Below are 12,616 nucleotides of genomic sequence, written 5' to 3'. Positions count from 1 at the left end.
ACACACCGATGAACGCGTCACGGTACTGGCGCATGGCGCGCAACGACCCCGCCTGGTTCGCCCAGCGCCTCCGCGAGGAGGCCGAGGCCCGCACCGTGGTCGCGCGGCGGCGCATCCGCCGCGAGACCGACGAGGCGGTCCGGGCGGCCATCGCCCGCAGCGGCCTGGCCAAAGTGGTCGCCTCCGGGCCGTCGGCCGAGGTGTCCTACTTCGCGGTCCTGGACGGCTGCACCCTCAACCTGCACGCCCGGCTCCCCGAGCCGGTGGACGGTCCGGCCGAGCTGGTGTTCGCCCGCGCGGGCCAGCGGCTGCGCGCGCCCGCCGACCCGGTGGCCGCCGGAGAGCTGACCGCGACCGTGCCGCTGGGCGAGGCGGCCGGCGGCGTCGCGCTGCGGTCCGGCGGCTGGCGGATCGGACTCCAGGTGCACACCGCCACCGGTGAGCGCGCGTTCACGCTGCTCGGCGGCGCGCGCGTGCTCGGCACCTGGGACGGCCCGACCACGCTGACCCCGCCGTGCCCGCTGACGGGGATGCGGTTCGTGCCCGAGACCTCGACGACCGGGATGTGCCTGCTGCGCGTCACCGATCCCGAGCCGAACGCCGAGATCGTCCGGTTGGACCTCACCTTCTCCCGGGCCACCGTCGACTTCGAACTGGTCGGGGTTCCGTCCGTCGGAGTTCCGGCTGACGGGGTTTTGGCCACCGCGCAGGCTGCCGCGCAGGTCGCCGTGCGGTTCCAGGCACGGGGCAAGGCGGGCGGTTCGGCGCCCGCGCACACCGTCGCGGCCACGCCGGTCGAACGCCCCGGCGCGCGCGGACCGGTCTTCCGCGTGACCGTGCCCCTGCGGCAGATGGCCTCCGGCGGCGGTGGCCGGGAACGGCTGTGGCACCTGTTCGCCGAACCGTCCGGCGAGCGTCCCCTGCGGCTCGGCCGCCACCTGCACGACGTGCGCGATCCCCGCCGCGCGCTGCGCGTGGCGCAGCGGATGATCGCCGTCTCGCCCGGCGCGCTGCTGCGCGTCCGCCCGTACTACACCGGTGCCGGCGACCTGGTCCTGGCCTGCGCGCCCGTCCCGACCAGCGCCCCCGCCGCTTCCCCGGAGGTCTCCTCGTGAAGATCACGTTCATGCTCACCTGGGCCGACGCGATGGGCGGCACCGAGCGCGCCGTCTACACCCAGGCCGAGTACCTGGCCGCACGGCACGACGTGGAGATCATCAGCGTCTTCCGCACCAGCACCGAGCGGTTCTTCGACACCACGGTCCCCGTCCGCTACCTGGTGGACGAGACCGGGCCGGTACCGCGTCCGGTCCGCGCCAGCGACATGAGCGACGAGGTCTGCCGGACCCTGGCCGCCGCGCCGTCCCGGCTGATCGAGCCGCGCTGGGAGAAGGCGTTCCACCGCCTGTCGGACATGGAGATCGAGCACGTCCTGCGCGACCTGGACACCGACGTGCTGGTGTCCACCTCGCCCGCGCTGATGGCGGTCACCACCACGTTGCCGCCCGCGCGGGTGCTGACCGTCCACCAGGAGCACCGGCCGTCGCAGATCCGCGGCGGCACCGGCGAGCCGCTGTTCCGGTACGCGCCGCGCCTGGACGCCCTGGTCGTGCTGACCGAACGCACCCGCGAGTGGTTCGCCCAGTCGCTGACCGACTGCGCGCCCCTCCTCCAGGTGATCGTCAACCCGGTCCCGGCCGGGTTCCGGCCGCGCTCGTCGCTGTCGGCCAAGGCGGTCACCATGGCGCGGCGGCTGGTGCCCGACAAGCAGGTCGACCACGCCATCCGCGCGTTCGCGCAGGTCGTCGAGCGGCACCCGGACTGGGTGCTGCGGGTGTTCGGCGACGGCCCGCAGGCCAGCGCGCTGCGCCGGCTGGTCAACGCGCTCGGGCTGCACGACAACGTGCAGCTCCTCGGCCCGACCGGCCACATGGCCGAGGAGTGGGCCAAGTCCTCGATCTGCCTGCTCACCTCCCGCGACGGCGAGGCGTTCCCGCTGGTGCTGGGCGAGGCGTTCGCCGCCGGAGTGCCGGCGGTCAGCTACGACTGCCAGACCGGCCCCGCCGAGATCATCACCGACGGCGTCAACGGCTTCCTGGTCGCCCAGGACGACATCGACGGCCTGGCCGCCGCGCTGCTCAAACTGATCGACGACCCGCGGATGCTGGCCGACTTCGGCGCCGCCGCGCTGCGCCAGGCCGCCGAATACGACATCGACCTGATCATGGGCCAGTGGGAGGACCTGTACCGGCGGCTGCTGGACGGCCGCGACGCCCCCACCCGGCAGGCCGCCAAGATCGACCGGCTCGCCGCCTGGGGCGTGCGCACCGGCGGCTCGGGGTTCGCCCCCGCCGTCCCCGCCCCGGCCACCCGCCTGGACGGCCCCGCCGCGCGCCGCGAGACCAAGCTCGCCGCCGCCGACACCGGGCTGGTCCGGTTCGGCGGACGCCTGTGCCGCGTCGCCGACGACCTGATGCCCCAGGACGTCGTCCGCGCCAACCTGGAACTGGTCACCACCGTGCTGGAGGAGGCCGGGATCACCTACCGGCTCCTGCGCGACCCCAGCCCCCGGCACCGCGTCATCACCGGCGCCGAGCACCGGACCGCCGCCATCGAGGCGCTGACCACCGCGTTCGCCGACCGGCCCGTCTACGCCGAGCGCATGCATCCCGGCGGACGGCCCGGCCAGGCGACCCTGGTCGCCGAGCTGGCCGACAGCCTCGACATCGCCGGACTGCGGATCTTCCAGCCCGTCGTGTCGGCGTCCCGCACGCTCAGCTACAGCGCCGCCTACGGCTGCGACCTGGAGTTCTGGACCGAGGACCCCGACAGCGGCGACCTGGTCCCGCTGCGCCGGACCCTGATCGGCGACGCCGTCCCCAAGGCCGTCCTGGCCGACACCGGACGCGTCACCATCGGCGACCGCACCCACCCCGCGGTCGCCGCCCTCGACCGCACGCTGGTCGCCGACATCACCTTCCCCATCGACATCGTCTACACCTGGGTGGACGGCGACGACCCCGCCTGGCGGGCCCGCCGCGACGAGGCGTTCACCGCGATGGGACGCCCGCCGGTCGAGGCCGCCGGCTCCGAGGCCCGCTTCCGGTCCCGCGACGAGCTGCGCTACTCCCTGCGCAGCCTGGAGATGTTCGCCCCCTGGGCGCGCACGATCCACCTGGTCACCGACCGGCAGGTCCCCGCCTGGCTGGACACCGGCCACCCGAAGATCCGCATCGTCGACCACCGCGAGATCTTCGGCGACCGGGGACGGCTGCCGAGCTTCAACAGCCACGCGATCGAGTCCCAGATCCACAACATCGAGGGGCTGTCGGAGCACTTCCTGTACTTCAACGACGACGTGTTCCTCGGCACGCCCGTCGGCCCCGAGCGGTTCTTCCACCCGAGCGGCCTCACCAAGTACTTCATGTCGCCGACCTCGGTCGCCCTCACCCCGGTCGACGCGGACGACGACTTCAACTTCAGCGCCGGAAAGAACAACCGCGTGCTGATCGAGGAGGCGTTCGGCCACACGCTGACGCACGCCTTCCTGCACGCGCCCCACCCGTTGCGCCGCGACGTGCTGGCCGACATCGCTCAGGCGTTCCCGGAGGCGGTCGCGCGCACGGCGGCCGCCCAGACCCGCTCGCACACCGACATCTCCATCCCGTCCTCACTGCACCACTACTACGCCTACTTCACCGGACGCGGCGTGCCCGGCGACATCCGCTGCACCTACGTCAACGTCGGCGACGCCAGCCAGCACCCGAGGCTCACCCAGATCCTCACCCAGCGCCGCCACGAGGTGATCTGCCTCAACGACACCCACCACGGCGACCTGTCGGCCGAGGAGCAGAGCCAGGTCGTCTTCGGCTTCCTGGAGGGCTACTTCCCGATCGCCAGCTCCTTCGAGAAGGGCAGCAAGCGCAACCGGCGCCTTGGCAGGGCCTGACCCCTCCCCCGCCCGACCTCCCGGAGGCCGATCACCCACACCGGCCGGCCTCCGGGTCCCAGCCCGCCCCCCTGCCCGGACAGGAATCCCCCATGCACACCGCCGCCCCCGCGGCCGCGCCTCCGCCCGTCCGCACACCGACCGCGCCCCGCCCCCGGCTGGCCGCCCTCGACGGCCTGCGCTTCCTGGCCGCGCTGTTCGTCGTGCTCTACCACTACACCGCGATCTCCGACAAACACTGGCGCGGCCAATCCCCCAAGGACCTCTTCCCCCACCTGCACCTGGTGTCGGCCTACGGCTGGATGGGCGTCCACCTGTTCTTCCTCATCAGCGGCTTCGTCATCTGCATGAGCAGCTGGGACCGCCGCCTCGGCGACTTCTTCACCTCACGCGTCGTCCGGCTCTACCCCGCCTACTGGTTCGCCGTCCTGGCCATCGCCGCCGTCCTGATCATCTCCCCCGTCGTCCGGCCCGCGCCCACCGTCCACGACATCCTGACCAACCTGACCATGCTCCAGGAACCCATCGGAGCACGCCGCGTCGACGGCGTCTTCTGGACGCTGTGGACCGAGATGAAGTTCTACTTCCTCTGGGCCCTGCTCCTCTGGAAGGGCCTGAACTACCGCTCGGCGATCGCGTTCTGCCTCGGCTGGACGGTCATCACCCTCATCGCCGCCGAGACCGGCAGCCAACTGCTGACCTCCGCGTTCGCCACCGACTACGCGCCCTTCTTCATCGCCGGCATCGCGCTCTACCTGACGCACCGCTTCAAGCCCACCGCGCTGCTGTGGGGCATCGTCGCCGTGTCCTACCTGCTCGCGCAACAGACCACCTACGTCAACTACACCCGCCGGCTCAAGGACCTCGGCTACCACGTCCCCGAATGGCCGGTCATCGTCCTGCTCACGGCCTTCTTCGGCGTCATGGCCCTGCTCGCGCTCGGCAAACTGGACTGGATCAGGGGCGCCTGGCTCACCACCCTGGGCGTCACCACCTACCCGCTGTACCTCATCCACGAGAACATCGGCTGGACCCTCATCTACCACCTCGCGGACCGGCTGCCCCACGCCGTCCTGGTCGGGGCACTGATCGTCCTGATGGTGATCACGGCCTGGCTCATCCACCAGACCGTCGAGAAACCCTTCGCCCCACTCCTGCGCACAGCCCTCAAAAGCAGCTTCGACGAACTCCGTACCCGAACCACTGCAAGTGACTCGCACCCTTCGGGCCCTCAACCAGGCAGGCGAAAACTCGACTGAGCCTGCCATGCACAAAGGGAAAAACTGCGACTCCCGTGCGCCCGAGAAGAAGAAATATGATGAATGTGAAGCATTGACTTTAAATATTTGAACCAGTCATACAAAACCTGCGTCTTGTTTAAGCGAGTTCCTCGCACCTGCCCTGAAGCGAGAGAAACCCATGCTCAACCTCTGTGCCTCCTGTGTCTACACGACTGAGGACGGAACGCTCCACATGCTCACGGAGCGCCGATGATCCGCCGTACCCACGCCGCGGGCGCAGCGCTGACCGCCGGCGTGCTGCTGTTCCCCCTTCCAGCCCTGGCCTCGCCCTCGCCTCCCAGCTCCCCAGTCCCCGGGCCCCGGAAGTCGAGCCCCTCGGCCACACCGCCCAAGGCTCCCGTCGGCGAGCCGACCATGGCGGCGGACGGCATCACCAAGCTGGCCGCCCGTGCCCAGGGAGTCGGCTCGTTCTTCCAGGTCGTCGCGCACGAGGATGACGACACCCTGTTCCTGTACCCCGACGAGGTGCGCCACGGCGCCGCGGCCTCCACCACGGTCTTTTTGACCGGGGGCGAGAACGACGGCGCGCCAGGTCTGGACCGTTGCGCGTTCGCCGAGCATCGGGAGAACGGCGCCCGCGCGGCCCGCGCGAAGCTGGCCGGACTGCCGAACTCATGGCACCGCAGTCTGCTCAAACTGGGCACCGGACGCACGGTCGAGCTCGACACCCTCAACAAGGCCCCCCAGGTGAAGCTGATCTTCTTTCGGCTGCACGAAGCGGGCAACGACCAGGCCATGAAAACGTCGTCCTCGCTGGAGTCGCTCTCCCGAGGACGCGGCTCGGCGACCACGCTCGGCACCTACAAGACCGACGGCCGCTGCGACCCCAGGATCGGCAACCAGAGCTACTCCAGGGCCCGGCTGCTCGATTCCCTCGCCTGGCTGATGCGCCAACTGAACGTGACGGTCGTGCTCACCCAGGACCCCAAGTCGCCGGTGACAGCCGGCAACTGGACCACCGACATCTACGCCGAGGGCGACCACACCGACCATCGCGGGACGGGACGCCTGGTCGTCGACGCGGCGCCCCGCTACACCGGTCCCGGTGGAAACCGGCACGTGCTGGTGCGGTTCTACCGCGGCTACAACCTGCGGTCCGCGCCCGCCGACCTGGGGTCCCTGACCGGCGGCAAGAGCCAGCTGTTTTTGACCTACCTGGGTAAGAACGGTGTGAACGACCCGTTCCCGAACCCGACTTCGCCCGCCTTCTACGCCAACTTCGTCGCTCGGCAGTACGTCCGCTGGTCGAACGGCACGTCCTGGGCCGTCCGTGACGGCAAGGGCGGGATCAGCGCCTTCGCCGTCCTCAACGGGCAAGCCGCCCAGTGGACGCAGGCGACGCCGGGAGGCGCCTGGAAAGGCCGGTTCCTGGACGGAGCCGGGCTCACTCCCTACATCACCGCGCTGCGCGACGCGCAAGGTGGCGCGCGGCTGTTCGCGCTGCGCATGGCGGACGACGCCGTCGTGACCGGCGTCGTGGATCCCGCCGGGCGTTGGAGCGGCTGGACCTCCCTCGGCAACCCCGACCCCGGCTCCTCCTACATGGTCGGAGCACCCGCCGCGACCGTTCGTCCCAACGGGGACCTGGCGGTGTTCGTCCGTGACCGCGCCGGCGGCGTCAGCGCGAAGACCCAGGAGGCCGGTGTCTGGCCGTCGAAATGGCAGAGCCTCGGCGGCAGCGGCGTCCGGGACGGCGTGGCCGCCACCGCCGACGCCTCCGGGCGAATCGAGGTCTTCGCACCGACCACCAAGGGCATCGCGCACTGGCAGCAGCCGAGCCCTTCCGACCCGCTCACCCTGCAGGACGGTTTCCCTGGCGACCCGCCCGCCGGGCCGATCACCACCGCGCCCGGAGACGCCACTCGCATCTTCTACCCCGCGCCCGGCACCGCCGCCATGGTCGAGCAGCGCACCGATGGCTCGCCTCCCTCCGCACCCACCGGGCCCCTGCTGTTCGAGGGTGCGAGCGCGACGCGCGGGAACGTCCTGGTCGGCCGCACGACCGGGTCCGGTGTGATGGTCGGCTACCGGCCGTCAGCCGACGCGCCCTACCGCTGGACCAACCTGGACGGAAACGCCGTCGGCGCACCCACCGCGGTCGAGGACGCCTCCGGACGTGTCGTCGTCCTCGCGTTCACAGGCGACGGCTACCTCTACAGCCGCCGAGCCACCCGACCCGGCAACCCCACCTCGTTCTCGCCATGGACCAAGGTCGGCTGACACAGCACGGCGCCATCTCCCGCCCCGCAGCGGCGGGAGATGGCGCTCTTGATAGTCCGCTCGGTTGCGATGCGCGTTATGGTTCGTGGCTCGCAGCAAAAGAGCTCCTGGGAGGCCGAGGAACCATGAAGACTTTGACCACTAGCCCTTCAGTTGGAGATCGGTCCTGCTGTGGGAGTTGCCGGGGGCGGCCGGGCCGTTGCTCGACCGGTGGTGCCAGCATGGTTGCGTCGTCGGTGGTGGTTGCGGGCGATGGCCTGGTGGCAGCGTCGCCACCAGGACCAGCCCAGTCCGTGCTCGAGCCGCTCGGCCGGCGAGGGCGTGGGCTGGGTGAGTGGCAGCAGGCGGCAGATCTCGTAGGCGGTGAAGCGGGCGGGGACGATGCGGGCGCTGGGGCTACCGTGGTCCCCCTCTCTGCGCCGGGGACGGCGGCGGCCCCGCCAGGACAGCCGGTTCATCGCGGCGGGCCGTCGCGTCCTGGACGGCCAGGAACGCGGCGGCCAGCATCGACAGGGTGATGTGCCGGTACCAGCCGTGCCAGGACCGTACCTCGTAGTCGGCCAGGCCGCAGGCGGACTTGGCCAGCTTGATCGCTTCTTCCACCCGCCAGCGCGCCCCCGGCACCCGCACCAGCTCCTCCACCGGCGTCTCCTGCGGCCCCCAACCCACGAAGTAGTCGCAGTCGGCGTCGGGCTCGCGCCGTCGGGCCAGGATCCAGCGGGCCCACGCGCCCTCGCCGAGCTCGCCGTCAGGGTCGGGCACGCGCCGCACCCACCACTGCCAGCTGCGGCTCTCGACCACCGACGGACCGGCGGGCAGGGTGATCCAGTCGGCGTCGGTGGCGAAGCGCCCCACCAGGCGGGCCAGGTGCCGCCAGCCGGGACGCGGCAGCACGCTGTGGTTGGCCTGTACCGTCACCACATACGGCAGCCGCCGTTCCTCCAGGAACGCGCGGAAGCCCCCGTCGCGACCGTAGACCTCGTCGGCGGCCACCCACACCCGCCCGGTGGGCAGGTCCGGCAGCGCGCGTTCGATCATCTGCTCGGCCTTCCGCGGCTTGGTCGCGAAGCCGACCTGCTCGGGAACGTGCGCGGCCCGGCACCGCGGCCGGTCGCCGGTCCACTCGGCGGGCAGATACAGCTCACGGTCGATCAGCGCCTGCCCGCACGCGGTGGCCCACGCGGCCAGCACCCCCACCTGGCAGGGAAACACCCCGCCGAGGGTGCCGGTGAACTGCCGCGCCACCCCGGCCGAGGCGTGGCCCTTCTTGGCGAACCCGGTCTCATCCAGCACCAGCACCCCCGCCCCGCCGGGCCCCAAGCCCTCGCCGCCGTCGTCCAGCCCCGCCACCACATAGCGGCGCACGAAATCGCGCAGGGCGTCAGCGTCCCATCGCGCCCGGCTCAGCAAGTGCTGCTGCCCACCGGGCTCGCTGTCACCGGCATACTCGGCCAACTGCCAGCCGTTCTTACGCGACAACGGGGCCAGCAGACCCCGCACACACGCGGCCGCCCGCCGCCGCAGATCCACCCGAGGAAAGACCCACCCCACCTCGACCAGCAGGTCCTCCAACCGATCGGACCACTCGGCCACACGCTCGGCATCGGTCACGACCGGCGGGACATCCAACACCTGCGCACGCATGCTCCGCCGCTGCCCGCCACGGAGATCGTCGAACTCCCACAGCAGGACCGATCTCCAACTGAAGGGCTAGCGAGCGCTCGACCGACAATCACCGACAGGCCTTCGCTGCGAACTCATGAAGCCGCACGCCAGGAAGTGTCCTCCCCGCACACGCGGGGTTAGTTGTCGAAGTATGGTCGACTTGGACATCGGCCTCTCGCATGGGGACTGTCCAGTTAACGGCTCTGTCGCTCTTTCGGCTCTGTCGTTCTTTCGGTGGTAACGGACGGTGGTGTCCTGTCACGCTGGGGCATGCTTGAGGTCGGTCAGCTCGTCGATGTGATGTTTTCGGGCCTGTCTGGCCTGGTCATCGATGATGTGATCGACGAGGGTGAGCTGATTCGGGTGCGGGCCCGTAGCCGGGAGGTTCCGGTGCCGTGCCCGCGATGTGCTGTTCAGACTGCGCATGTCCACGCGTGGTGCGAGCGGACCGTGACCGATGTCCCGATCGACGGGCGGCCGGTGGTGAATGTGCGGGTGCGGCGGCTGGCCTGCCGGGACCGGCGGTGTCCTCAGCGGACGTTCCGCGAACAGGTGACCGGTGTGCTGGAACGTCACCAAAGACGAACCACCCGCCTGACCTGCCAGCTCAGCGCGGTGGTCCGGGAGTTAGCGAGCCGGGCCAGTGCCCGTGTGTTACCCGCACTGGGAGTGCGGATCTCCCGCCACACCGCGCTGCGGGCTCTCCTGGGGATTCCGCTGCCGGCAGTGGAGACGCCGCGAGTGCTGGGCGTGGACGATTTCTCGCTGCGGCGAGGCCGGACCTACGCCACCGTCTTGATCGACGCCGAGACCCGCCGACGGGTCGATGTCCTGCCCGACCGCAGATCCAACACCCTCGCGGCGTGGCTAGGTGAACACCCGGGCGTCGAGATCGTCTGCCGTGACGGAGCCGCCGGCTATGCCGACGCCGTCCACCAGGCCTTGCCCGATGCCCTGCAGGTCGGTGACCGGTGGCACATCTGGCACGTGCGCCGTGAGGCGCTGATTGATCGGGTGGAGGTGGGAGACCTTCGCCGCTGTCCTGTCGCAGCAGGGCGGTGAAGCTGGGGGCAGCCTGACCTGGGAGGTGCCGGGGAGGGTGGCAAGCGGCCCCGACAAAGCCGGGACGTGTCAGTACTGCCAGATGGTGCGGGTCCGGCGAGCGAGACGGAGAGGTATACGAGAGGAACTGGTGTTTGAAGCCTCCTAAGGTGCCATCAGCTCGAACCTGGCGGATCTGGGCTGGTAGCGGTGCGTGCTCGTCCTTCTATCAGGACGGGCAACTTCCGGGTCGTGAGTACCAGACGGTCCGGGAGGCCACGGTGACGTGCTGCGGGGTAGCCGTGGCGATGCCGCGGGGGTATAGCCGGGTGCCTACTCCGACGACCGATCGATCAGTGAACACGGGAACCTCCCTGGCCTCGCCCTCGTCCGCGCTACCAGCGCGGCCGGGATGGGCTGGGCGCACCGTCGGCCGAACGGGCCGGGTGAGGGGCGGAGCCGCCGTAGTACTCCGAGCCGGGGAAAGCCCGGCACATGGGGAAGGGCGGCAGCGAGATCGCAAGGGAGGTACTGCAATGTCCGGAGAATCCGGGGTGGATACCCCGGTCGCGTGGCCCACGGTGGAAGCCGCTGAGCTACGGGTACGGAGAATGCAGATCAAACTGCACCGTTGGGCGGTCGCCGATCACGGCTTCCGGTTCGACGATGTGTTCAACTTCGTCTGCGACCCGGCCGTCCTGGTGATGGCGTTCGAACGAGTCGCAGGCAACACCGGAGGACGGACCGCAGGCGTCGACGGGGTCCGCACCGTCGACGTTGAGGCGTCCGGGGTGAACACGCACCTGGACCGCATCCGTTCCGATCTGAGAGCGGGCCTCTTCCGGCCGCTGCCAGTGAAAGAGCGGATGATCCCCAAGACCGGCGGGAAGCTGCGCCGGCTGGGGATCCCGACCGTGACCGATCGGGTGGTGCAGGCGGCGCTGAAGCTGGTCCTGGAGCCCATTTTCAAGGCGGACTTCCGTCCGTGCTCGTATGGGTTCCGGCCGAACCGGCGTGCGCACGACGCGATTGCGGAGATTCATCTGTTCGGTTCCCAGGGATATCGCTGGGTGCTGGACGCAGATATCGAAGCGTGCTTCGACCGCATCGACCACGCGGCCCTGAGGGATCGCGTCCGGATGCGAGTGAAGGACAAGCGGGTGCTCGCGCTGGTGAAGGCGTTCCTCAAGGCCGGGATCATGACCGAGCTCGGCGAACGGAACGAGACCAACTCCGGAACACCGTAAGGAGGGATCCTCTCACCCCTGCTGGCCAACATCGCGCTCTCGGTGCTCGACGACTTCGCCGCCGAGACCTGGGACACCGCTATGGGCACCCGGCGGGACCGCGAACGACGACGCAACCGAGGCCTGCCCACCTGGCGACTGGTCCGCTACGCGGATGACTTCGTCATCATGGTCCATGGCACTCGGGAGCACGTCGACGACCTTCGCGGGCAGGTGAGTGAGGTCCTGGCAACGATGGGCTTGGTGCTGTCACCGGCCAAGACCCAGATCGTCCATCTTGCGGAGGGGTTTGACTTCCTCGGCTTCCGCGTCGTCTGGATGCGCAAGCGAGGAACGGACAAGTGGCACGTCTATACCTTCATCGCCGACAAGCCAGTCGAGTCGCTGAAGCGGAAGATCAAGGCACTGACCCAGAGGTTGTCGCATCTCGACTACAGGATCGCGCTGATCCGGATCAACCAGATCCTGCGCGGCTGGGCCAACTACTTCAAACACGCGGTCGCCAAGCACACCCTGCAACGCCTGCACACCTTCGTCTGGTGGCGGATGATCCGCTGGGTGATGCAGCGGCACCGCATGACGTGGACGGCCATCCAGCGATGGCTCCGAGATCCGCAAGGACACTGGAAGCCCATCGAACTGGACGGGATCACCTTGTTCGACCTCGGCAGAGTGACGATCACGCGTCACCGCTACCGAGGTCTTCTCGGCATCCCCAGCCCTTGGCCGGACGCCTGACCAGCCCGATCCCGACGGCATGACCTCGTGGAGAGCCCGGTGCGGTGAGAGCCGCACGCCGGGTTCGGAGGGCGGGGCGGGGAAACCCACCGGGAGCAACCCCGGCAGGGCGCCCCGGCCCGACCCACCAACCTCGCCCAGGCCGTCGGGAAGGAAGTGGCCGTTCACAGCGGCTGCTGGGCTACCGCCTCCCGGGTGCGCAAACTCAACGGCGGAACGACCACCGCCCTGCAGCGATGGCAGCAGGTCCATGACCTGCTCGAGGCGGGAGTCGGCCTGCTGGAATGCGCCCGCCGGCTGAACCTCGCCCTGAACACCGTCAAACGCCATGCCCGGATCGACAAGCCCGAACGGATGCGGCGAGCACCGCAGTACCGGCCCACGCTCGTCGATCCCCACCGCGAGTACCTGCGTCAACGCCGGGCCGAGGACCCCGCGGTCCCGGTTCTCCAGCT

General features: G+C 70.1%; 7 protein-coding genes and 2 pseudogenes. 8 read left to right on the top strand and 1 reads right to left on the bottom strand.

The annotated features are described in order from the left end of the window. Nucleotides 1–8: 8 nt before the first annotated feature. From ACFPCY_RS05985 to ACFPCY_RS05970, 4 genes are all read left to right on the top strand, one after another. Nucleotides 9–1,115, top strand: coding sequence for a hypothetical protein (locus ACFPCY_RS05985; protein ID WP_378252602.1), 1,107 nt, complete (start codon nucleotides 9–11; stop codon nucleotides 1,113–1,115). Then, nucleotides 1,112–3,949, top strand: a complete 2,838-nt coding sequence (locus ACFPCY_RS05980; RefSeq protein ID WP_378252601.1) for a stealth conserved region 3 domain-containing protein — start codon at nucleotides 1,112–1,114, stop codon at nucleotides 3,947–3,949. Before ACFPCY_RS05985 ends, ACFPCY_RS05980 begins: the two co-directional genes overlap by 4 nt. A gap of 92 nt (nucleotides 3,950–4,041) precedes the next feature. Next, complete coding sequence (locus tag ACFPCY_RS05975) at nucleotides 4,042–5,208, top strand: acyltransferase family protein (RefSeq protein ID WP_378252600.1); 1,167 nt, start codon at nucleotides 4,042–4,044, stop codon at nucleotides 5,206–5,208. Between the two features lie 231 nt (nucleotides 5,209–5,439). Next, nucleotides 5,440–7,470: a DUF8189 domain-containing protein gene (locus ACFPCY_RS05970; protein ID WP_378252599.1), complete on the top strand. Its 2,031-nt coding sequence runs from the start codon at nucleotides 5,440–5,442 to the stop codon at nucleotides 7,468–7,470. Nucleotides 7,471–7,866: 396 nt separating this feature from the next. On the opposite strand, the gene ACFPCY_RS05965 is transcribed toward ACFPCY_RS05970, so the two are convergent. After that, complete coding sequence (locus tag ACFPCY_RS05965) at nucleotides 7,867–9,114, bottom strand: IS701 family transposase (RefSeq protein ID WP_378252598.1); 1,248 nt, start codon at nucleotides 9,112–9,114, stop codon at nucleotides 7,867–7,869. 291 nt (nucleotides 9,115–9,405) lie between these two features. On the opposite strand from ACFPCY_RS05965, the gene ACFPCY_RS05960 reads away from it, so the two are divergent. From ACFPCY_RS05960 to ACFPCY_RS05945, 4 genes and pseudogenes are all read left to right on the top strand, one after another. Then, complete coding sequence (locus ACFPCY_RS05960; RefSeq protein WP_465251213.1) at nucleotides 9,406–10,197, top strand: ISL3 family transposase; 792 nt, start codon at nucleotides 9,406–9,408, stop codon at nucleotides 10,195–10,197. Nucleotides 10,198–10,484: 287 nt separating this feature from the next. Further along, nucleotides 10,485–11,720 (top strand): annotated as a pseudogene (locus ACFPCY_RS05955) (reverse transcriptase domain-containing protein); the annotation flags it as partial. 21 nt (nucleotides 11,721–11,741) lie between these two features. Continuing rightward, entirely contained in the window at nucleotides 11,742–12,161 is a 420-nt protein-coding gene (locus ACFPCY_RS05950; RefSeq protein ID WP_378253752.1) for a group II intron maturase-specific domain-containing protein, read from the top strand. Nucleotides 12,162–12,356: 195 nt separating this feature from the next. Beyond that, a pseudogene (locus ACFPCY_RS05945) lies at nucleotides 12,357–12,616 on the top strand (hypothetical protein); the annotation flags it as partial.

The organism is Actinomadura gamaensis (genome assembly GCF_042652125.1).
In the GTDB taxonomy this organism is placed as follows: Bacteria; Actinomycetota; Actinomycetes; order Streptosporangiales; family Streptosporangiaceae; genus Spirillospora; species Spirillospora gamaensis.
The sequence above is the reverse complement of the archived record's forward strand: the minus strand, read 5'-3'. Positions and strand labels throughout refer to the sequence as shown.